Genomic DNA, 21,520 nt, shown 5'->3' with positions numbered 1-21,520 from the left:
CGGAAATGAGTTCAGGTCGAGATCGCGCTCGCCGCGATGTTGACCGTCAGCGCCAGCAAGGCCGTGTTGTAGATGAATGAGACGATGCCGTGCGCGGTGGCGGTGCGGCGGATGGTCTTGTCGGAGATGCCGACATCGGAGACCTGCGCGGTCATGCCGATCACGAACGAGAAATAGACGAAGTCCCAGTAATCTGCGTGGTCTTCCTTGTCGCCGCTGGGAAACTGAAGGCCGCCCGGCGTGGCGTGCCGGTAATAATCATGCGCGTAATGCAGAGCGAAGATTGTGTGCACGGCGGCCCATGACAATACGATGGTGGTGATTGCGATGCTCAGCTCCAGGCCGCCGCGATGCGGCGTTCCAAGCTCGGAGACGATCGCGGCGATGCTGGCGAAGGCGCCGATCGCCGTCACCAGCAGGATCACGAAGCGACCGTCGTCCTGCATCGCTGCGGCGCGGCGGATGTGCTGGTGGTCGTTGCACAGCATCATCGCGTAGACCAGCACCAGATAAACGGCGATCAACGCATCCCAGCCGAACACAAGCCGCGTGACCAGCCGGTGCGAACCCGGGATGAGCAGGCAGACGAGAATACCAACGGCAAGCGACATGAACGTCCGCGGACGCGCATAAATCAGCCGCATCGGCCGCGACATCTTGCGAAAGCGGGCGAGGGCGGGGTCTTCCTTGCTGCCGCCCGCCATCGCGCTATCAGCTCTTCCGTTCGGCCACGAACCGCGCAGCCGCTTGCAGCACGGCGGCCCGTTCGCCGAAGATCGACACGGCGCTGTCGGCGCGCGCGAGCAGATCGCGCACGCGCTGCTTGGCGCCTTCGATGCCGAGCTGGGTGACGAAGGTGGTCTTGCCGAGCGCTGCATCAGCGCCGGCAGGCTTGCCGAGCGCGGCGGCATCGCCTTCGACGTCGAGCAGGTCGTCGGCGATCTGGAAGGCTTCGCCGAGCGCGCGGCCGTAATCGTCGAGCGCCTGATATTCCTTTTGCGAGGCCTGGCCGAGGATCGCGCCGGCGATGCAGCCGTAGCGCAGCAGCGCGCCGGTCTTCATCTGCTGAATGCGGGCGACGTCGATCGGCTCGTTGCCGCCAAAGCGGCCTTCGCCGGCGAGGTCGAGGATCTGGCCGCCGACCATGCCGCCGATGCCGGCGCAGCGCGCGAGTGCGCGGGTCAGCAAAAGCCTCACATTGGCGTCGCGATGAATCTCGTCGCGGGTGATGATGTCGAAGGCGAGTGTCAGGAGGCCGTCGCCGGCGAGGATCGCGGTCGCGTCGTCGGTCTTCTTGTGCAGGGTCGGGCGGCCGCGGCGCAGGTCCGAATTGTCCATCGCCGGCAGATCGTCATGGATCAGCGAATAGCAGTGGATGCATTCGAGCGCCGCACCGACGAGCAGCGCGGCTTCGCGGGACACGCCGAACACGGCCGCGCTCTCGACCACCAGGAAGGGCCGGAGGCGCTTGCCGCCGTTGAGGCTCGAATAGCGCATTGCGTCCATCAGTCGCTTGGGCCGGGCGATCTCATCGGGCAGGATGTCGTCCGACAGCAGGCGCCCGAGCAGGGCCTCGGTGTCATCAGCGGTCTTGTCCAGACGTTTGGCGAAATCGGACGGGGACGTGCCGGTCATCAAGAAGGGCTCCAGAACTAAAATTCGGCGGGACAATCCTTTATGCGCCCGCCTCAGTCAATCGTTTGGAAGGCCTAAAAAGTGCTGGAAAAGGCCCGAATTATCACAGACTTAATGCCGGGCCCGTGGCCGCGTTTCGTTCTGCGCCGGAAAGGTTGATTTGCGCGTCGTCAAAACCCTTCTCCTGGTGCTCGCGGTCGCGGCTCTCGCGCCCTATGTCGTCGCGCCGTTCTACCGTGCCGGCCATCCCGTTTCGACGCTGATGATCTGGCGCTCGCTGCGGGGTGCGCCGATGCAGCGGGAATGGATCGATCTGGCGGCGATGTCGCCCTCGCTGCCACGCTCGGTGGTGGCGGCCGAGGACGCCCATTTTTGCAAGCATCACGGCATCGACTGGGGTGCGCTGCGTGAGGCGATCGACGATGCGAAGGAGGACGGCACCCCGTTCCGGGGCGCTTCCACCATCACCCAGCAGGTGGCGAAAAACCTGTTCCTCTGGCAGGGGCGGGACTTCGTCCGGAAGGCGCTGGAATTCCCGTTGGCGCTGTGGATCGATCTCGTCCTGCCCAAGGCACGGATCCTGGAGATTTACCTCAACATCGCCGAGCTCGGCCCGCAGAGCCAGTTTGGGGCCGAGGCCGCCAGCGCCTATGCCTTCGGCAAGTCGGCGGCGAACCTCTCCCCCCGGGAGGCCGCGCTTCTAGCCTCTATCCTGCCGAATCCGGTCAAACGCAGCGCCAGGACGCCGGGACCGGGTGTCCGGCGGCTGGCCGGGACCTATGTGGCGCGAGCGCAGGCGAGTTCACTTTCGACCTGCTGGCGGGAGAATCGCTGATTTCCGGTCCTTTTCGGGCGCATTTTCCGGCCCAGAGCCCTAGATTTAAGGCAGGCCTTCCTCTATAAGCCCGGCCTTGACCGGCATTCAGCTCGCCTCGGTTTGCGGGTGCTGAGCCGTCCCCTCGCGGACGATGCCCCAAAACACCAATCCCTAGAGGATATTGAAATGGCCGTTCCGAGAAGAAAAACCTCGCCGTCCCGTCGTGGCATGCGCCGCTCGGCAGACGCCATCAAGAAGCCGACCTATGTGGAAGACAAGGATTCCGGCGAACTGCGTCGTCCGCACCATCTCGACCTCAAGACCGGCATGTACAAGGGCCGTCAGGTCCTGAAGAAGAAAGAGTCCTGAGTTCGGGACCTTTCTGTGGGCAGGACGATCGGGCCTGCCTGATTTCGGCCCACCCATGAGATATGACAGTGACGGCGGCGGAGCGAATGCATCGCCGCCGCATTGTCCTGTCTGGATATCTTGATCGAGAAGGCATTTCGCCGATGGTCGGTTTCCCGCTGCTCCTGATCCCGCTCGCGGTCTACAACATCATCGCATTCCTGATGCCGAGCGTGTCCTTTGCGGACGTGCTGTTCAAAGTGCCGATGATCACGGGCGAGGCCTGGCCGGTCACGCTCGCCGACGTGATGCTCGCGCTAGGTATCGTGCTGCTGCTGCTCGAAGTGGTCAAGGGCGCGCGGCCCGGCTCGAAATTCCTGATGGATCATCTGCTGTCGCTGATCGTGTTCGGCGCGGCTGCGGCCGAATTCGTGATGTGGCCGAAATTCGGCAACTCCACCTATTTCCTTCTGGTGCTGCTCGCGATGGCCGATTTCCTCGGCGGCATCGCCCAGCGCACCCGCCGCCGCGTCGCTTATGTCGCCGAAACGACGGTGCCGGCGCCCCGCAAGACCAAGCGCCAGGCCGAGACGCCGGCGGATGAGTTCGAGCCCAAGTTCGAGCCAGTGTCCGCTCCGCGACCAGCTCCGGCGGAGCCGCCCGCGCCCACGGCACAATCGGTCGCCGAATCCGTGCTGATGGATCACCCGGCGCCGAAGCCTGTGAGTGCGCCCTCGCCGGAAATTCCCTCGCCTCATTTGCAGCCGGGCAACGGCACCCAGCCGTCTCCCGACGCGCCGCGCTGATTCAAGCCACCTGCCGCGTGCGCGCGCTAACGCTCGGAAGCGGGCGCTTGCTGCCATAGGCGACCTGCGCATCCTCGGAAGAAGCGCGGCGGAGCCGGCTCGCCTGGGGCAGATGCTCGGCATTGGCGATGAGCTGGGCGACGAAGCTGGGATCGGGGCGTGGCAGCGGGGCCTTGTGGACCCACTGCAAAACTGGCATCAGCGGCACCAGGGCCGAGCCTGTGCCGTTGTCCGCCACGTCCAGTTGACCAGTACTCAACATCGCAATCACCGTTGACCGGCCTAGATTGTCGCGTTTCGAGACGCTGGCGCCGGTGCGTGTCATGTACTCGCAAGGCCTATGCCGGGTGAGCCGCTTCGGTTCCTGCGAGCGAGGAAACGTGGTTTCCAAATTGTTTATCAACTTTGCCTAGGGTCAATGGCGAATCTGGCTTTATCCTGTGCCGGCTCAGGACTCCCCGCTGTCCCGAAACGAGGCGATTTTGACCCCCGCATTGCCGCAAGCCTCCGACATCCTGGCTGCCCTCGGCCAGGCCGTGTTCGCCTGGGACATCGCCAGCGATGCCATCGTCTGGGGTGAGCAGGTCAGCGCCATCTTTCCCGGAATTCCCGCCGAACGGCTGGCCACCGGCGCCGAATTCGCCAGGCTGATCGAGCCCGCGCAATCAATGCGGACCGCCGCGCTGGCGCAGACCTCAGCCGTGCATGGCGCCGACGGCACGCCCTACCGGGTCGAGTACGGCGTGCGCATGAGCGCCGCCGATCCCATGGTCTGGATCGAGGAGACCGGCCGCTGGTTCGCCGGCCCCGACGGTCGCCCGGTGCGTGCGATCGGCTCCGTCCGCATCAACAATGAACGCCATGCCCGCGACGAGGAACTGACGAAGCTGGCCCGGCTCGATCCGCTGACCGGCGAGCTCAATCGCTCGCATCTGATCGCCGCGCTGGCCGAGGCCATCGAGGAGACGACCCGTTTCCGCTCGACCGCGGCCTTCATGCTGGTCGGCATCGATCATCTCGCGCGTGTCAACGAGGCCTTCGGCTTCGACGTTGCCGACGCCGTGATCCTCGACGTCGCCACGCGCATTCGCGCGCGCTTGCGCGGCGGCGACGTGCTCGGCCGCTTCTCCGGCAACAAGTTCGGCCTGATCCTGAAGAACTGCACCGTCGATGACATGAACGTGGCTGCCGAACGTTTCCTCGCCGGCATTCGCGACGAGGTGGTGCCGACCAAATCCGGACCGGTGTCGGTCACCGCCTCGATCGGCGCGGTCAGCGTGCCGCGCTATGCCCGCAACGCCGATGAAGCCGTCAATCGCGCCCACGAGACCCTGGACACCGCGAAACAACGCCGCGTCGGCTCGTTCGCAGCCTGGCGCCCGGATGCCGCGCGCGACGCCCAGCGCCGCGTCAACATCCGCGTCACCGACGAGATCGTCACCGCACTGAATGAGCGCCGCATCAAGCTTGCCTATGAGCCGGTAGTTGCCGCCCTTTCGCGCGACTGCGCCTTTCACGAATGCCTGGTGCGGATGGACCAGGGCGACGGCCAGGTGCTGCTCGCGCCCGACATCGTGCCGGTTGCGGAACGCCTCGGCCTGATCCGCCTGGTCGATCACCGGGTGCTCGAGCTCGTGGTCGCCGAGCTCGCGGCCGCGCCGGACATCTGCCTCAGCCTCAACATCTCGCCCGACACCACCATGGATCCGGATTGGTGGGCGGGAATCGAATCGCTGATGCGTGCCCATCCCGGCGTTGCCGAGCGGCTGATCGTCGAGATCACCGAAACCGTCGCGATCCAGGACATCGACGATGTGCGCGGCTTCGTCACCCGGCTGAAGAATTTCGGCAGCCGCATCGCCATCGACGATTTCGGCGCCGGCTACACCTCGTTCCGCAATCTGCGCAAGCTGGGCGTGGACATCGTGAAGATCGACGGTGCCTTCGTGCAGAACATCACCCGTTCCGCCGACGACCGCGCCTTCGTGCAGACCCTGATCGACCTCGCCCGCCGCCTCGACATCAAGACGGTGGCCGAATGGGTGCAGGACGAAGAAGCTGCGAACATGCTGCGCGACTGGGGCTGCGACTACATCCAGGGCCGCCTGATCGGGCTCGCCTCAGCCGACCGCCCCTGGGGCGCGCCGCCGGATAACGTGCTGCCCGCGGCAGGCTGAGACACCTGCCAATCCCTCACGCGCCCTCATCCAGCGCCACGAGCTCGCGCTTCTTACGCAGCGCGGGTAATAGCGGCGCCATCAGCAGCACCAGCGCGAGCGCAAGACACGCTGCCGAGATCGGCCGCTGCACGAAGGTCCAGAGGTCGCCCTGCGACAGGATCAGCGACTTGCGCAGATTGTTCTCCATCATCGGTCCCAGCACGAACGCCAGCACCAGCGGCGCGGGCTCGAAGCCGAGCTTGCGCATGAAATAGCCGATGATCCCGAACGCGATCATCACGTAGACGTCGAACACATTGTTGCTCGAGCAGTAAACGCCCAGGATCGTGAACAGGATAATCAGCGGGAACAGGATGTTGTAGGGCAACTTGAGCAGCTGCACCCACATGCCGATCAGCGGCAGATTGAGGATCAGCAGCATGACGTTGCCGATATACATGCTGGCGACGATGCCCCAGAACAGGCCGGGGTTTTGCGTGATCAGTAGCGGCCCCGGTTGCAGGCCGTGGATGACGAAGGCGCCGAGCAGCAGTGCCATCACCACATTCGGCGGGATGCCCAAGGTCATCAGCGGAATGAACGCGCCGCCGGCCGCCGCGTTGTTGGCGGATTCGGGACCCGCTACGCCCTCGATTGCGCCATGGCCGAAGCGCTCCGGCGTCTTCGACAGCCGCTTCTCCAGCGCATAGGACGCGAACGAGGCCACCACCGCGCCGCCGCCCGGGAGAATGCCGAGCAGCAAGCCAAGTAACGTGCCGCGCGCCACCGGGCCGGCGCTCGCCTGCCAATCGGCCTTGTTGGGCAGCAGCTGCGTGATTTTGGCGTTGATGATGTCGCGTTTGATCACCTGCTCGGTATTGAGCAGCACCTCGGCGACGCCGAACAGGCCCATCACGACGGGGACCAGTCCTATGCCGTCGATCAGCTCCATGCGGCCGAATGTCAGCCGCGGCTGCGCGGTGATGCTGTCGAGCCCGATCAGTCCGAGCACGACGCCGATACATGCCATCAGAAGCGCTTTCGGCATCGATCCCTGCGTGAGGAAGGTGAGCACGACGAGGCCGAGCACCATCAGGCTGAAATATTCGGCAGGGCCGAACGCGATGGCGATGTTGGCGAGCCGAGGCGCCACCAGCATCAGTGCAACGAGTGAAAATGTGCCGGCGATGAACGAGCCGAAGGCTGAGATGCCCAGCGCGGGGCCGGCACGACCCTGCTTCGCCATCTGGTGGCCGTCAATACAGGTCACGACGGAAGCCGCCTCGCCGGGAATGTTGACCAGGATTGAGGTCGTCGAGCCGCCATACATCGAGCCGTAATAGATTCCCGCCATCATGATGATGCCGGATTCCGGCGTTCCTGACAGTGTCACCGGAAGCAACAGAGACATCGCCGAGATCGGCCCGATGCCCGGCAGCACGCCGACCAGCGTGCCGATGAAGACGCCGATGAAGCAGTAGAGCAGGTTGATCGGCAGGAGAGCGACGCCAAACCCATGCGCGACGTTGAGAAGCGTATCCATGCGATCAGCCGATCCCGAATAGGCCGGAGGGTAACTGGATCAGCAGCAGTCGCTTGAGCATCCACCACATGCCGAGCGGTGCCAGAGCGGCGATCGGCATCGCCAATGTCCACCGCAAGGGATCGATCAAGCGCAACAAAAGCAGCATGAGCGGGATCGATGACAGCAGGAATCCCAGCGGCTCAAGGGCAAAGGAAAACGCGGTAAGGCAGACGATGACGAGTAACGGCTTGCTCCAGCTCACGTTCTGCCAGCGCGAAGCCAGCGTTGGTCCGCCCTCGGTGATGGCCGAGATGATAATGCTGGCCGCGAACACGCACATCAGGATGCCCGTGTAGAAAAGCACGTAGCCGGAGCCAGGGTCGTTGATGGTGCCGAGCTTGAGCTTTAAGCCTTGCCAGATCACGAAGCCGCCGAGTGCGAGCCCGATCAACCCACCCCAGAGTTCGGAGTTGTTGAGGCGGAGTTTGACGGTGGTTTGGTCGTTCATCAATACCTCTCGGCCGTGCCGGGACGCTATGCGGCGCGAAGCGGTGCGCTGCAGATCCGGGATCGATAGATGCGTGGCAAAGGTAGATCCCGGCTCTGTGGTGCAGCGCTGGAGAAGCGCTGCACCACGCCCGGAACACGAAAGTGGCTCAATACTACTTCTTCGCAAGCCCGAGCGTATCGATCACCTTGCGCTCCGATTCCGTAACCTCGACGACGAACTTCTTGTAGTCCTCGGTATTCTTGTAGCTCGGCACCATGTCGTATTTGGCGAGCGTGGCAATCACTGCGGGATCCTCGACTGCCTTCTTGAAGGCGTCGTGCAGCTTGGCGACGATCTTGGGATCCATGCCCTTGGGGCCGGCGATGCCGAACGGGGAATCATAGACCATGGGATAGCCGAGTTCCTTCAGCGTCGGCACGTCAGGATAGTTCGGTGATCGCGCGCCGGTCCACACCATGAGAAGCTTCAGCTTTCCGGCGTCGACCAAGGGTCGCCAACCTGTGGAGTCGGCCTGCAGCATGGTGTGCTGGCCGAGTACCGCGGCGTTGGTCTCTGCCCCGCCCTTGAACGGCACCTGCGTGAGCTTGATGCCGGACATCGCGGCGATCTGCTCCATGCCGATATGAAGCGAGGTGCCGGTGCCGGGCGTCGCGTAGGTCACCTTGCCCGGATTTGCCTTCGCGAACTCGACCACGTCTTTCCAGGACTTGAATTGCGACTCCGCGCTGGTGGTTACGCCAAAGGTGTAGCCGGTGAGATGTATGATGTAGGTAAAATCCTTTGCCGGATCCCACGAGACCTCCTGCATCAGGGGCAGGCGGAAGACGGTGATCGGAAGCTGTGAGATGGTGTAGCCGTCCGGCTTCGCAGCCGCGGCCATGGTGGCTGGTCCAACCGTGCCGCCGCCACCGGCTTTGTTGTCGATCACGATGGGCTGCCCCAGGACCTTGGACGCGCTGTCGGCGATCGCGCGCATCGAGATGTCGGTCGATCCGCCGGCCGGCCATGGAACGATCAGCGTTACCGGTTTGATGGGATAATCCTGTGCACCCGCGGCGGTTGCGAGCAGCGCGCTCACGACGGCATGCATGGCGGCAATGGCAAAGGTCTTCAGCCCGTATCGAGACATCGAAACTCCTCCCTCGCGGTGGCCTCGTTCGGGCCGCCGTTTCTCATTGTTATGACGGGATTGTCCCCGAAATCATGGGAGAAGAAAAGCGCATTGCGCGGGCGCGATACGGTGATCTCGCCGAAAAGCGCACGTGCGACAATTGGTCGTTTGGAGGCGTACCGAGATACGGAATTGGCTTCGGCTGAGCCCTTACGCCACGCGGCGGACTGCGCTCAGCGTCTCGATCATGCGTCCGACTTCCGCGGCCGGGCAGGGCTTGCCGAAATAATATCCCTGAACGGCGGTGCAGCCGCATTCGCGAACGAAGTCGAGTTGTTCAATCGTCTCCACGCCTTCCGCCGTGGTCTCGACGCCGAGCACCGAGCCGAGGCTGGCGATGGTGCGGACGATCGCCACACTCTCCGGACTTTCGCCGAGCGTGCCGACAAAGGAGCGGTCGATCTTGATGCGGTCGAACGGAAACTTGCGCAAATAGCTCAGCGAAGAATAACCGACGCCGAAATCGTCGAGGCTGACGCGCACTCCCAACGCGCGGAGCTGGTGCAGGATCTCGATCGTGGCCTCGCTGTCGTCGAGCAGAGCCGTCTCGGTGACCTCGAGCTCGAGCCGATGCGGCGGCAAGCCGGCCTCCGCAAGCGCGCTCGTCACCATCGTCACCAGCCCGCGCGAGCGGAATTGCACCGGGGACAGGTTCACCGCGACCGTGAGATCGGGCCAGGTCGCGGCGGTCGCGCAGGCTGTGCGCAGCACCCACTCTCCGATCGGAACGATCAGCCCGTTCTCTTCCGCAATCGGAATGAATTCGGCCGGCGGGACGAGGCCGCGCGAGGGATGTTTCCAGCGCAGCAGCGCCTCGAAGCCGGTAAGTTCGGTGGTGTCGAGCCGCACCTGCGGTTGGAACGCCAGGTGGAATTCACGGGCCTCCAGCGCGCCGCGCAGATCGTGCTCGAGCGCGTGCCGGCTGCGCGCCTCTTCCTCCATTTTGGGCTCGAACAGCTGATAGGCGCCGCGCCCCTTGGCCTTGGCCTGGTACAGCGCGAGGTCGGCGCATTTCATCAGCTCGTCGGCATCGAGCCCGTGATCGGGAGCGATTGCGATGCCGACGGAGACGCCGACATGGATCGACTGGTTCTCCAGCGGCGGCGGGTGACCGATGATCTCCACCAGGCGGCGTGCGAGCCTTTCCGCCGATTGCGGCTGCGGTCCGCGCTGGAGAACCGCGAACTCGTCGCCACCGAGCCGCGCGACGGTGTCGTGCTCGCCGACATTCTCCTGCAGCCGCGCCGCGACCCAGCGCAACAGCCGGTCGCCGGCCGCGTGTCCGAGGCGGTCGTTGACGGTCTTGAAATTATCGAGGTCGAAGCACAGCACGGCCATCGCGCCACCTGCGATTGCGACCTGGTTCAGCCCCTCGCCCATCTTCTCGCGGAACAGCGTGCGGTTGGGCAGGTCGGTGAGCGAATCGTGCCGCGCCATATGCGCAACGCGGGCCTGGGCCTTGTGGCGCTCGGTAACGTCCTCATAGGTGACGACCCAGCCGCCATGCTCCATTCGCTTGTGATTGAGCTTGATGATGCGGCCGTCGCCCAAATAGCGGTGCAGTGTGTGCTCGCCCTCGCGCAGCCTCTCGACATAGTCGGCATAGAGCCGCGCGGCGGTGGTGTTTGGATGGATGCCGAGCTCGCAGCTGTGCTCCATGATCTCGCGCATCGACACACCCGGCTTCACCAATTCGGGCGACAGTCCGTACATCTCGATGTAGCGCCGATTGCAGACGATGACGCGCAAGCTCGAATCGAGCATGCACAGGCCCTGGCTCATGTTGTTCAGGGCCGCGTCGAACCGCCGATACTGCTCGCTCAACTGCTCGACTGCGTGCTCGCGCTCGGTGATGTCCTCGTAGGTGGCCACAAAACCACCCTCGGCCAGGGCGCAATAGCGCACCGAGATCGTGGTGCCGTTCGACATCCGTCGGCGTATCGGCGAGGAGTTGCGGTCGGCGATCCTTGCGCTGGCGGCCTCCAGGAGGTGTCGCGGGCTATACTCGGAAGAGAACGCGCCGTTTGCCATCGAGCGTTCGATCAGTTCGCCGAGATGCGTGCCCGGCTTGGCTTCCTCCGGCGAGAGCCGATAGATCTTCCGGTAGGTGGTGTTGCAGACGCGCAGGCGCATCTCGCTGTCGTAGAAGGCGAGTCCGTGCGCCATGTTCTCCAACGCCGCATCGAGCATGAAGTTCTGGTGCCTCAGCATCTCCTCGTATTGCAGCCGCTCGGTGACGTCTTCGTGCACCGTCACCCAGCCGCCGTCGGGCAGAAAACGGGAAACCACCTGCACCATCCTTCCGTCATAGCGCATCACCAGCAGGGTTTTCTCCTTCCTGGTGCGCACGTCCTCCAGCCTGGTGTCGTGGAATTCCTCGCCCGGCATGCCCGGCAGGTTGCCGCGCGACATCCAATGCTCGATGACCGTACAATGCGAGACGCCCGGCTTCACGATTTCCGGGTCGAGGTTATAGAGATTCAGGAAACGTTCGTTGCAGACGACGACGCGGCTGTCGGCATCGTACATGATCAAGCCGTGCGCCATGTTGGCGAGCGCGTGCTGGCTGCGCTCGGTCTGCACGCGCAGCTCCGCCTCGAGCCGGGCGAGGCGGCTGACGTCGTCGCAGATCGTCATCCAGCCGCCGCCGGGAAGCGGCTTCAGCTCGAGCGCCATGACGAGGCCGCTCGCGAGTGTCTGTTGAGTCCGGAACGGCTGGCCGGCTGCGATCCGCGCCAGGCGCGCGGCATAGAGTGCGTCGACTTCCCCCGCGGGGATGTTGCCGAGGGCCACACTGTGGGCGAGCACGTCGCGGTAGCTCGTGCCGACCCGCACGATTTCGGCCGACATGTTGAACAGGCTGAGATAGCGCTGATTGACCAGCACGATCCGGTTGCCGGCATCGTAGACGCAGACACCCTGTTCCATGTGGTCGAGTGCAAGCTGGCTCAGCCCGACCAGGGCCTTCGGGCCCTGCTCGCGGCGTGCATCAAGCTCGTTGTCGCGGATCGACGTCATGGGGCGGCGGGGTCTCGGCGGGCAATAGACTTAACGCAGGGCAATTCAGCCGCCGAGGCTAGCGAACAGGCGGGAAAATTCCCTTAAGCGCCGTAGTTTACGGAGGGTGACCGTGATGCAGAGATGCTGCCAATGTGGAGGGGGGTGCAAGGTAGCGTCGCGCCGGTCGGCCTGCGCAATTGCGCCTTAGGCCCGGATGGACATCGAATGTCTGGTCCAAACGGGCCTACGGCCCGTACAGCACGAGTTCCGTATCCGTGAGATCGGCGAGCTGCGGCCGGTGCGGGCCCTTGAAATATTTGCGGCCGCGACGCTCGGTGTAGATGCCGACGAGGCCGGGAACGGAGCCGTTGGAATCGACGGCGACCGCGATCTTGCCGAGCCGCAGCAGCAGCCGGCCGATGCGGCCCGCGCATTCGGTGTACTCGGCCGCGTTGCGGCAGTAGATCAGCTTCATCGCGGGCGGCGCAATGATGCCACGGCGGATGCGCACCGGTTGCAGGATGAAGGGGAACGCTCCCTTCGGCGTGCGGCAGACGAGGCTGAGGCAATTGTAGCGCGCATGCCGCGTCAAGAGCTCGGTCTCGGCATCGGAAAGCCCGTCGATCGTTTTGGCGTGCTGCGAGATGACCTCGATCTTGCTCCAGCGTGGGACGCGCGCCAGCGCAGGCACGGAGAAGAATATACCCCTGCAATAGGCGCGAAAGCCCTGCGTCTCGATAATCGGCCAGGTCCACGGCGCCGGGCTGATGTTGAGATAGGTGACGTCCTTGTGCCGCTGCGCGATCTTGGTCAGGAGCGGGGCGTAGTTGCGGTAGGCCGGATCGACGTACCAGCTCGACAAATTGCACTGGATGGCGGTCTCATCGCCGTCCCTCCGCGCCGTGTAGATCAGCAGCAGCACGCCGACCGGCGTGCCGTCATTGTCGAGCATGTAGCCGAAGCGCGGGTAGCCATCCGGTACCGGTCGGAAGGCTTGCCGGCGCAGGCCTTGGATCCAATAGCCGCGCGAGCGCCCGACGAAGCCGCGCGTCAGCAAGTCCGCGACCGCATCGACGTCGGACTCGGTGATCTCGCGGCATCGGACCTTGGTGTGGATCACGCTCGTCTTTCCCGTGGAAATGACCGGCCTCGTTCCGTTAGCGCCAGCCTTCGCCGTGGGCATCGGCCGCGATCTGCGGCTGCAGGCCCATGATCTCCCGCACCTTGGCGGGCCAGGCGGAAGGGTCGGTGCCGTGGGTGTGGAACATGGCGACCGCCAGCCGGTCCATGCCGAAAGCGACGCAGCCGGTGTGGGCCGGCTCGCCATTGGCGTCCTTGATGTCCCACGTCGTGCCGAAATGCTCGCGGTGATAATTGAAGCTCATGCAGGCGGTCGGCTGCTCTTCCGAGCGCAGCGGGATCAGCAGTTCGAACTTGAGCTGCTGCTGCTTCTGGCTCACGGCCTTCATCTGACCGACGCGGCCGAAGAACGGATCGCTGGCATAGTCGACGCGGAAGGTGAGACCGAGATCGGTCGCAATCGCCTGCGCGCGCACCATCCAGCGCTCGCGGAAATCGGCCACGTCATCGGGGCTTCCGATGCAGACATATTCCCGCATCCGGAACGATTGCAGCCGGTCGAGATGTTTTGACGGTTCACGGCGGAAGCAGTCGGCGGCGACGTCGAAGCGCAGGCCACCCTTCGGCAACTGGCCGCGGCTCGCCGCGATCGGATAGACGGGATAGCAGGCCGCCGGCGACAGCACGAGGTCTGCCGGCGAGAGCGAGCTGGTCCAGTCACCGCCGGCGTCGAAGCGGCTTACCGCGGCGTTGATCTCGCGCTCGGTGCCGTGCAGGCTGCAGACGCAGCCGAGCAGGTTCGGAAAGCTCTTCAGGTAGCCGGACTTCTCAAGCTGAGATCGGCTCATCACCGGCGGGAAGCGCATCACCTCAGTGCCGGCCTCGCGATGGCTCGTGATCAGCGCGGCGAGCCGCTCGACGATGCCCTCATAAAGCGCGGTGCGGGCGTAGACGCCGTCCGAGCCCATCGGATGAAAGAGCTTATCGGCGAGATGATCGAGCGGATCCGCGATCTGCGGCGCGGTCTCAGGCGAGTTGGGGAGAACAGCAATGTTCATTGTCGGCTTCCTGCTATCTGAAATTATTCTTATTGAACGAAGGCACGTCGGTCTCGAAAGCTCGTCAGTCCCGAAGGCTTGTCGGCACGCCGCTCATCAGGGTCGATGTTGCGGCATTGGCCAGAATGCGGTCGTTGTTGATCATGATCGGCGACGACAGCACGTCGCGCAGGTGGCGGCCCATCGTGAACTCGCCGTCATTGCGGTAGCCGGAAAGGCCTGCGGTGCGCATCGCATGCATCACGGTCTCGACCGCGAGCTCCGAGGCCTGCACCTTCAGAAGCGTGATCGAAGACTGGAAGTCGAGCGAGCCGAGCGCGCGTTCATCGTGCTCGGCGAGAGCAAAGGCGTCGATATTGGCCGATATCAGCGCCCGCAGCTTGGCCAGCGACATCTTGGCGGCGGTGAAATGTGCGGCTGCCGGAGGCATCTGTCCGCCCGAGGTGCGGGCCGCCTTGCGGACGAAGGCCTGCGCACGGGTAACGGCGGCTGCAGCGATACCAGCCCAGGCCGAGGACCAGCACAGATGCGCGAACGGCGTCATGGTCTGGGCGTGGATCTTGTCGTAGGATTCCGGGAAGACGCGGTCGGTGGGGCAGTCGACCTTCAGCTCGAAACCGGTCGAGCAGGTGCCGCGCATGCCGAGCGTTTCCCAGCCCAGCGTCCGCTTCAGCGAATAATCGTCCCTGGCGAGCGCCAACAGCACCTGGTCGGACGCAGAAGCGTCTGTGGCGCGGCGGGCGATGGTCACGAGGCCGTCGGCCTCGGCACCGTAGGAGATCACGGTGGCGTCGCGCAGCAGCGAGACAGTGTCGCCGGCGACGTCGACGGCGGCGGCGCTAGCGCGGATGTTGCCGCCGTTCTGACCTTCGGTGGTGGAGGAGGCGAGCAGCCACTGGTCGCGTGCGACCCGGCGCATCATGGTTTCCATCCAGGGGATGCCGTGGCCGTGCCTGACGACGCAGGCGACCTTCGTGGTGTGCATGGCGTAGATCATCGCCGTGGAGGCGCAGGCGCGTCCGAGCGTGTAGCAGACGTCGGTGGCGTCGTGGATCGAGGCACCGAAGCCGCCGAACTCGGCCGGGATCATGACGCCGAGCAGCTTCTGCTCACGCGCAACCTCGAAAGCCTTGTGGGGGAAGCGGGCATCGCGATCGACCCCGTCTGCGTCGGCAGCCGCCACGGTGGCGGTGCGGGCGGCGCGCTCAATGAGAGAGGGACCATGCTCGAGAAAGCTCGTCTGCGTCTCGTCGACAGTGAGGACTGCTTCACGCACGTTCATATCGTCCGCCTCCGGTTTGCCGTTCAGGATCGCCGGCATCATTCGCGATGCCGCTTGAGCGATTCCTTCGACCATCTTTGCTTATGAGATGAGGCTACGGATTTAATTCAAATTCGTCGATGAAATAGAGGGTAAACAAAGCCCAATTCCGAACGAACAGTTAAGTTCGGGTTGTTTGCCTCGTCCGGATTTCCGCGATCGCGTTAGGGATCTGTAAGAAGCCGGAAATCCAACAATCTGAGTCATCGTTTACTAAGAAACGCGAAGTAATGGTGGCGTCCATTGCGGGATCGGCCCGCCGTGCCCATCGTAGCCGGCAACCGGTCCGACCTTTGTCGACAGATGGGAATTTACCGATGCAGGCTTTCGATACCGAGTTGCGCAATCGCATCATCAAGCTGGTGAAGGGCATCCTCGCGCAGAACTCGCTCTCCGCTGAGGTCACGCCGCAGGCCAAGCTCGTCGACGTCGGCCTGACCTCGATGGACATGGTCAATCTGATGCTCGGCGTCGAAGCCGAATTCGACTTCACGATTCCCCAGGTCGAGATCACACCGGAGAACTTCCAGTCCGTCGAGACGCTGGAGCGCATGGTCGCGACCCAGCTGCGGTCGGCGGCCGCGGCATAGCCGGGAGTGCTGGCGCGCGTTCTCCTGACGGCACCTCTTGACCCCATCACCCGTTCCAAAACCGACGTAAAACTGGCATAGCTTCTCCACGGAATCGCGATGGCGCGAACGGGGTGGAGCAGGCATGACGCAGGCGGTATTGGGCATCATCGGCGGCTCCGGCATCTACGATCTGCCGGGGCTGGAGGACGCTCGCGAAGAGGTGATCAGGAGTCCCTGGGGTGAACCGTCGGCACCCCTGCGGCGCGGCTCGATTGCCGGCCTGCCGATCGTGTTCCTGCCGCGCCACGACAAGGGCCACCGGCTGTCGCCCTCCGACATCAATTATCGCGCCAATATCGACGTCCTCAAGCGCGCAGGGGTCACAGACCTGATCTCGCTGTCGGCCTGCGGCTCGTTCAGGGAGGAACTGCCGCCGGGAACCTTCGTTCTCGTCGACCAGTTCGTCGATCGTACCCACAAACGCGAGAGCTCGTTCTTCGGGAGGGGATGCGTCGCGCATGTGTCGATGGCGCACCCGGTCTCGCCGCGGCTGCGCATCCACCTTGCCACGGCGGCCGAAGCCGAGGGCATCGCGTTTGCGCGCGGCGGCACCTATGTCTGCATGGAGGGACCGCAATTCTCGACCTATGCGGAAAGCATGACCTACAAGACGCTTGGCTATTCCGTAATCGGCATGACCAACATGCCCGAGGCGAAACTCGCGCGTGAGGCGGAGCTTTGCTACGCCACCGTCGCGATGGTGACGGATTTCGATTGCTGGCATCCTGATCACGACGCCGTCACCGTGCAGGACATCATCCGCGTTCTGAGCTCGAACGCCGACAAGGCAAAAGCGCTGGTGGCGCGGCTGGCGAAAGACTTCCCGCGCGAGCATGAGCCGTGCCCGATCGGCTCGGACCGCGCGCTCGATACCGCGCTGATCACCGCGCCCGAGGCGCGCGATCCCGAGCTCTTGAAGAAGCTCGACGCGGTGGCCGGGCGCATCCTGCGAACGTGATACGAAAGGCAGAATCCCATGAAGGTCGACGGCAAGCATTTCCGCAGCATCTGGCGTGAGCGCGACGGCTGGTCGGTCGGAGCGATCGACCAGCGCCGGCTGCCGCATGAGTTCATCGTTGCGAAGCTGACCTCATGCGAGGACGCGGCCCTCGCCATCCGCGACATGCTGGTGCGCGGTGCGCCACTGATCGGCGCGACCGCAGCTTACGGCATGGCGCTGGCGATGCGCGAGGACGCTTCCGACGCCGGCCTGAAGCGCGCCTACGACACGCTCGTGGTGGCGCGGCCGACCGCGATCAATCTGAAATGGGCCCTGGACGAGATGCGCGCGAGCCTCGCGCCGATCGATGCACTGGAGCGCGCGGAGGCCGCCTATGCGCGCGCCGACGAGATCGTCGAGCAGGACGTCGAGATCAACCGCGGCATCGCCGGCAACGGCCTGAAACTCATCGAGGCGATCGTCGCAAGGAAGAAGCCGGGCGAGACCGTCAATGTGCTGACCCATTGCAATGCCGGCTGGCTTGCGACCGTCGACTGGGGCACGGCGACGGCGCCGATCTATCTGGCGCACGAGCGCGGCATCAAGATCCACGTCTGGGTCGACGAGACGCGGCCGCGCAACCAGGGCGCCTCGCTCACGGCCTGGGAGCTTGGCCATCACGGCGTGGCGCATACGGTGATTCCGGACAACACCGGCGGGCATCTGATGCAGCACGGCATGGTCGATCTCGCCATCGTCGGCACCGATCGCGTTGCCGCCAATGGCGATGTCTGCAACAAGATCGGCACATATTTGAAGGCGCTCGCCGCTCACGACAATAATGTGCCGTTCTATGTCGCGCTGCCGTCGCCGACGATCGATTTCGCCGTTGATGACGGCATCCGCGACATCCCGATCGAGCAGCGCAGCGGCACGGAAGTCACCGACATGACCGGCCGCACCGCGGACGGAAGGCTTGAGACCGTGCGCATCGTGCCGGAGGGCTCGCCGGTCGCGAACTATGCCTTCGACGTGACCCCGGCACGGCTCATCACCGGCCTCATCACCGAGCGCGGCGTGCTGAAGCCCGATCGCGCCTCACTTGCCGCGGCGTTTCCGGAGCGGATCGCAGCTGCGGCGGAGTAGTTCTGGCTCGGCGATAGCTCGCAATGACGGAGAATGACGCTCTAGCTCAGCTTCAATCCCGTCGCGGCCTCGAGCCCGGCGATCGCCTGGGCGCCGCTGGTGACCTTGATCGTCGTCATGCCCATCTCGCGTGCCGGCTTCAGATTGACGCCGAGATCGTCGAGATAGACGCAATTCTTCGGATCGACCTTCAGCGTTTCGACCATCAGCTGATAGATGCGCGGGTCGGGCTTGCGCAGGCCGATTTTGGCGGACTCGATGACATGGTCGAACAGCACCATCACCTCGGCGACATAGAGTGAGCGCCCGGTCATGCTGCCGATCGCATTGGCCGGCAGATTGTTGGTAATGCAGCCGGTCTTGAATTGCGCCTTGATGCGCTTCAACGCTTCGACCATCTCGGGGCGCAGATCGCCCTGAAGCAGCGGCAGCACGTCGCGGCCGCGCACCTCCGCGCCGAGCGCCAGCGATTCCGTCGCGAACAGTCTGTCGAACGTGTCGATATCGACCTCGGCGCGCTCGAACTTGGCCCAGGCATTTTCCAGATGATTGGCGGCATTGGTGCGCCGGATGATGTCGATGGGCAGGCCACGCTCTGTCTCGAACCGCGTGAACGCTTCAAACGGCGAACTCGTCAGCACGCCACCAAAATCAAAGATCACAGCCTCGATCGTCAAGATCCCGCCCTCGTCAATTCCTTTCCAAGAGCGCTAGCATGCGCTATCGGCAAGGGCCAGTCCGAAGCCATCCTAATGCTGTCACCGACGCCAACACCAAAGCGTGTTCCCATGAAGAAGCTCGTAACCCTCATTGCGATCGCGCTGCCGCTCGCCACGCCCGCTTATGCCATCGTTGGTGGCGGCACGCCCCAGGCCGATGGCGTCGCGCGCGCCGTCGTCACGATCGTCGGCTCGCGCGGCAATTTCTGTACCGGCACCCTCGTTGCGCCAAAGCTGGTGCTTACCGTCGCCCACTGCGTGCAACCCGGCGCGGACTACAAGATCGTCGATCGCGGCACCGACGGGCAGCCGCAACTGCTGAATGTCCGCACCGTCGCGATCCATCCGAATTTCAACATGCAGGCAATGCAAGCGCATCGCGCTACCGCCGACGTGGCGCTGCTGCAGCTGGAAATTCCACTCAAGGGAAAATCGACGGTGCCCGTCGGCGCGCCGAATATTCCGATCCAAGTCGGCAGCCGCTTCGTCGTCGCCGGTATCGGCGTCACCGTGCGTGGCGAGGGCAAGAGTGGCGGCGCGACGCGTGTTGCCGGCCTCGTCGCGACGGGTCAGCCCGGCACGCTCCAGATCCGGCTGGTCGACCCCGTAACCAACGGTGTTCGCGACGGAATTGGCGCCTGCACCGGCGATTCCGGCGGTCCCGTGTTCGAGGACAAGCCGACCGGATCCGTGCTCGTCGGCGTCATCAGCTGGTCCACGGGGCCGAACGGAGCCGCCGGCTGCGGCGGGCTGACCGGTGTTACGCCGCTCACGCTCTATCGCGACTGGATCTTGCAGACCGCGCGGAGCTGGGGTGCGGCGCTGTGATTTGACCGCGACCCGATCTATGTCATCTTGAAGCGGAAGCGCGATGGGCGACCATGTCCGTCGCGGAGGAAACGCGCCGCCCAACCAAGGGCGGCCACAAAAACAAGCAAGGCATAGAAGCAACAATGAATGTCGCTGTTCGCAGTCACGCCACGGCCAAACAGGCTTCTGAACATTTCGACGTGCTGATCGTCGGCGCCGGCATCTCGGGCATCGGCAGCGCCTATCACATGACCAAGCAGCTTCCGGGTGCGAGCTTCGTCATCCTGGAAACGCAGGCGACGTTCGGCGGCACGTGGACCACGCATCGCTATCCCGGCATCCGCTCCGACAGCGATCTCCACACCTTCGGTTATAGCTTCAAGCCCTGGGTCGGGCCGCCGATCGCGACCGCGGAGGAAATCCTCGCCTACATGAACGAGGTGATCGACGAAAACGATATCGCGCGGCATATCCGCTACAAGCACAAGATCAATTCGGCGAGCTGGTCGAGCGAGCAAAACCTCTGGACTATCGAGGCGGTGACGACCGACACCGGCGAAGCGAAAACATTCACTGCGAACTTCCTCTGGATGTGCCAGGGCTATTACCGCCATTCGGAAGGCTATACGCCGGAATGGAAAGGTACCGATCGCTTCAAGGGCCGCATCGTTCATCCGCAGACCTGGCCTGATGATATCGACCTCGCGAACAAGAAAGTCGTCGTGATCGGCTCCGGCGCGACGGCGGCGACGCTGGTGCCGAACATTGCCGACAAATGCGCGCATGTCACGATGCTGCAGCGTTCGCCGACCTATTTCCGTCTCGGCCGCAACGCCATCGAGATCGCGGAGGAGCTGCGCCGGCTGCAGGTCGACGAGGCCTGGATCCACGAGATCGTTCGCCGCAAGATCCTGTTCGAGCAGGACGCGTTCACCAAGCTTTGCTTGTCAAAACCCGAGCAGGTGAAAAAGGAGCTGATCGGGCAGATCAGCGCAGTGCTCGGTCCGGAGTACGATGTCGACACGCATTTCACGCCGAGCTACCGGCCGTGGCGGCAGCGCATCGCCTTCGTGCCCGATGCCGATCTGTTCAAGGGCATCGCCAGCGGCAAGGCGTCCGTCGTCACCGACGAGATCGAGTTCTTCGTTGAGAACGGCATCCAGCTCAAATCCGGCAAGCTGCTTGAGGCCGACGTCATCGTCACCGCAACCGGCTTCAATCTCGCGGCGCTCGGCGACATCGCCTTCGAGGTCGACGGCAAGCCGCTCGCTTTCGGCGACACCGTCACCTATCGCGGCATGATGTTCACGGGCGTGCCGAACATGGTCTGGGTCTTCGGCTATTTCCGCGCCAGCTGGACGCTGCGCGTCGATCTCGTCGCTGACTTCGTCTGCCGCCTGCTCGGTCACATGAAGGCCAAAGGCAAGAAGAAGGTCGAGGTCAAGTTACGCGCCGAAGACCACAACATGCCGATCCTGCCCTGGATCGATCCGGAAAACTTCAATCCCGGCTACATGATGCGCAACATGGACCTGCTGCCCAAGCGCGGCGACAAGCCGGAATGGCAGCACAGCCAGGATTACTGGACCGAAAAGGACGAGATCCCGAAGACGAATCTGGATGGCGGGGAGTTTGTGTACGGGTGAGGACTAGGCGCTAACCAAGCATTGCAACGTCGTCCCGGCCTAGTGCGCAATTGCGCACGGGGGCCGGGACCCATACAGCGAGGCCTATCGATTGCGGACGGTGCTAGTCCGAACGACTAGTCTTCGCCAAATCACTCCCTGGGGTTATGGGTCCCGGCCTTCGCCGGGACGACACGGTGTGCTGAGTCACATCCCA

General features: G+C 64.0%; 20 protein-coding genes. 9 read left to right on the top strand and 11 right to left on the bottom strand.

Annotation, left to right across the window (positions count from 1 at the left end; translation table 11 throughout):
* Positions 1 to 11: 11 nt before the first annotated feature.
* A complete protein-coding gene (locus tag IVB19_RS35620; RefSeq protein WP_018455920.1) occupies positions 12 to 704 on the bottom strand; it encodes a DUF1345 domain-containing protein in 693 nt (230 codons plus the stop codon).
* Positions 705 to 711: 7 nt separating this feature from the next.
* Positions 712 to 1,635, bottom strand: a complete 924-nt coding sequence (locus IVB19_RS35615; RefSeq protein WP_085361935.1) for a polyprenyl synthetase family protein — start codon at positions 1,633 to 1,635, stop codon at positions 712 to 714.
* Positions 1,636 to 1,795: 160 nt separating this feature from the next.
* On the opposite strand from IVB19_RS35615, the gene mtgA reads away from it, so the two are divergent.
* The 3 genes from mtgA (at position 1,796) to IVB19_RS35600 (ending at position 3,606) form a co-directional block, all read left to right on the top strand.
* The gene (mtgA, locus tag IVB19_RS35610) at positions 1,796 to 2,470 is read left to right on the top strand and encodes a monofunctional biosynthetic peptidoglycan transglycosylase (protein WP_018455922.1); all 675 of its coding nucleotides are present in this window, start codon (positions 1,796 to 1,798) and stop codon (positions 2,468 to 2,470) included.
* A gap of 168 nt (positions 2,471 to 2,638) precedes the next feature.
* Complete coding sequence (gene rpmF, locus IVB19_RS35605; protein WP_007598106.1) at positions 2,639 to 2,821, top strand: 50S ribosomal protein L32; 183 nt, start codon at positions 2,639 to 2,641, stop codon at positions 2,819 to 2,821.
* Between the two features lie 143 nt (positions 2,822 to 2,964).
* Complete coding sequence (locus IVB19_RS35600) at positions 2,965 to 3,606, top strand: hypothetical protein (RefSeq protein ID WP_026233053.1); 642 nt, start codon at positions 2,965 to 2,967, stop codon at positions 3,604 to 3,606.
* Between the two features lies 1 nt (position 3,607).
* Here the strand turns inward: IVB19_RS35600 and IVB19_RS35595 are convergent, their stop codons facing one another.
* Positions 3,608 to 3,868: a hypothetical protein gene (locus IVB19_RS35595; protein WP_026233054.1), complete on the bottom strand. Its 261-nt coding sequence runs from the start codon at positions 3,866 to 3,868 to the stop codon at positions 3,608 to 3,610.
* A 220-nt stretch (positions 3,869 to 4,088) separates the two neighbouring features.
* Here IVB19_RS35595 and IVB19_RS35590 point away from each other — a divergent pair, with 220 nt between their 5' ends.
* Positions 4,089 to 5,783: a bifunctional diguanylate cyclase/phosphodiesterase gene (locus tag IVB19_RS35590; protein ID WP_026233055.1), complete on the top strand. Its 1,695-nt coding sequence runs from the start codon at positions 4,089 to 4,091 to the stop codon at positions 5,781 to 5,783.
* A 16-nt stretch (positions 5,784 to 5,799) separates the two neighbouring features.
* Here the strand turns inward: IVB19_RS35590 and IVB19_RS35585 are convergent, their stop codons facing one another.
* The 7 genes from IVB19_RS35585 to IVB19_RS35555 all read right to left on the bottom strand — a co-directional run bounded on the left by IVB19_RS35585 (position 5,800) and on the right by IVB19_RS35555 (position 15,392).
* The gene (locus IVB19_RS35585) at positions 5,800 to 7,308 is read right to left on the bottom strand and encodes a tripartite tricarboxylate transporter permease (RefSeq protein ID WP_018455927.1); all 1,509 of its coding nucleotides are present in this window, start codon (positions 7,306 to 7,308) and stop codon (positions 5,800 to 5,802) included.
* Between the two features lie 4 nt (positions 7,309 to 7,312).
* Entirely contained in the window at positions 7,313 to 7,798 is a 486-nt protein-coding gene (locus IVB19_RS35580; RefSeq protein WP_085349786.1) for a tripartite tricarboxylate transporter TctB family protein, read from the bottom strand.
* Between the two features lie 154 nt (positions 7,799 to 7,952).
* A complete protein-coding gene (locus IVB19_RS35575) occupies positions 7,953 to 8,930 on the bottom strand; it encodes a tripartite tricarboxylate transporter substrate binding protein (RefSeq protein WP_018455928.1) in 978 nt (325 codons plus the stop codon).
* 192 nt (positions 8,931 to 9,122) lie between these two features.
* On the bottom strand, positions 9,123 to 11,990 hold the full coding sequence (locus tag IVB19_RS35570; RefSeq protein WP_018455929.1) for a PAS-domain containing protein: 2,868 nt from the start codon (positions 11,988 to 11,990) through the stop codon (positions 9,123 to 9,125).
* 226 nt (positions 11,991 to 12,216) lie between these two features.
* On the bottom strand, positions 12,217 to 13,092 hold the full coding sequence (locus tag IVB19_RS35565) for a hypothetical protein (RefSeq protein ID WP_026233056.1): 876 nt from the start codon (positions 13,090 to 13,092) through the stop codon (positions 12,217 to 12,219).
* Between the two features lie 37 nt (positions 13,093 to 13,129).
* Positions 13,130 to 14,110, bottom strand: a complete 981-nt coding sequence (locus IVB19_RS35560; RefSeq protein ID WP_018455931.1) for an amino acid--[acyl-carrier-protein] ligase — start codon at positions 14,108 to 14,110, stop codon at positions 13,130 to 13,132.
* Between the two features lie 64 nt (positions 14,111 to 14,174).
* Positions 14,175 to 15,392, bottom strand: a complete 1,218-nt coding sequence (locus tag IVB19_RS35555; RefSeq protein ID WP_026233057.1) for an acyl-CoA dehydrogenase family protein — start codon at positions 15,390 to 15,392, stop codon at positions 14,175 to 14,177.
* Positions 15,393 to 15,748: 356 nt separating this feature from the next.
* Here IVB19_RS35555 and IVB19_RS35550 point away from each other — a divergent pair, with 356 nt between their 5' ends.
* The 3 genes from IVB19_RS35550 (at position 15,749) to mtnA (ending at position 18,149) form a co-directional block, all read left to right on the top strand.
* Positions 15,749 to 16,021: a phosphopantetheine-binding protein gene (locus IVB19_RS35550; protein ID WP_018455933.1), complete on the top strand. Its 273-nt coding sequence runs from the start codon at positions 15,749 to 15,751 to the stop codon at positions 16,019 to 16,021.
* A gap of 124 nt (positions 16,022 to 16,145) precedes the next feature.
* Positions 16,146 to 17,021, top strand: a complete 876-nt coding sequence (locus tag IVB19_RS35545) for an S-methyl-5'-thioadenosine phosphorylase (protein ID WP_018455934.1) — start codon at positions 16,146 to 16,148, stop codon at positions 17,019 to 17,021.
* 18 nt (positions 17,022 to 17,039) lie between these two features.
* Positions 17,040 to 18,149 carry an S-methyl-5-thioribose-1-phosphate isomerase gene (mtnA, locus tag IVB19_RS35540; protein ID WP_018455935.1) on the top strand — a complete coding sequence of 370 codons (1,110 nt, stop codon included), beginning with the start codon at positions 17,040 to 17,042 and terminating at the stop codon, positions 18,147 to 18,149.
* A 41-nt stretch (positions 18,150 to 18,190) separates the two neighbouring features.
* Here mtnA and IVB19_RS35535 read toward each other — a convergent pair whose 3' ends face one another.
* Entirely contained in the window at positions 18,191 to 18,826 is a 636-nt protein-coding gene (locus IVB19_RS35535) for an HAD-IA family hydrolase (protein WP_018455936.1), read from the bottom strand.
* 111 nt (positions 18,827 to 18,937) lie between these two features.
* Between IVB19_RS35535 and IVB19_RS35530 the strand changes: the two genes are divergently transcribed.
* Both IVB19_RS35530 and IVB19_RS35525 read left to right on the top strand, forming a co-directional pair.
* Positions 18,938 to 19,696 carry a S1 family peptidase gene (locus IVB19_RS35530; protein ID WP_018455937.1) on the top strand — a complete coding sequence of 253 codons (759 nt, stop codon included), beginning with the start codon at positions 18,938 to 18,940 and terminating at the stop codon, positions 19,694 to 19,696.
* Between the two features lie 125 nt (positions 19,697 to 19,821).
* A complete protein-coding gene (locus tag IVB19_RS35525; RefSeq protein WP_204513110.1) occupies positions 19,822 to 21,324 on the top strand; it encodes a flavin-containing monooxygenase in 1,503 nt (500 codons plus the stop codon).
* Positions 21,325 to 21,520: the final 196 nt, after the last annotated feature.

Origin of the sequence: Bradyrhizobium sp. 187 (genome assembly GCF_023101005.1) — a bacterium.
GTDB lineage: Bacteria > Pseudomonadota > Alphaproteobacteria > Rhizobiales > Xanthobacteraceae > Bradyrhizobium > Bradyrhizobium canariense_D.
Note: the sequence above shows the minus strand (reverse complement) of the source record. Positions and strands in the feature narration are given on the sequence as shown.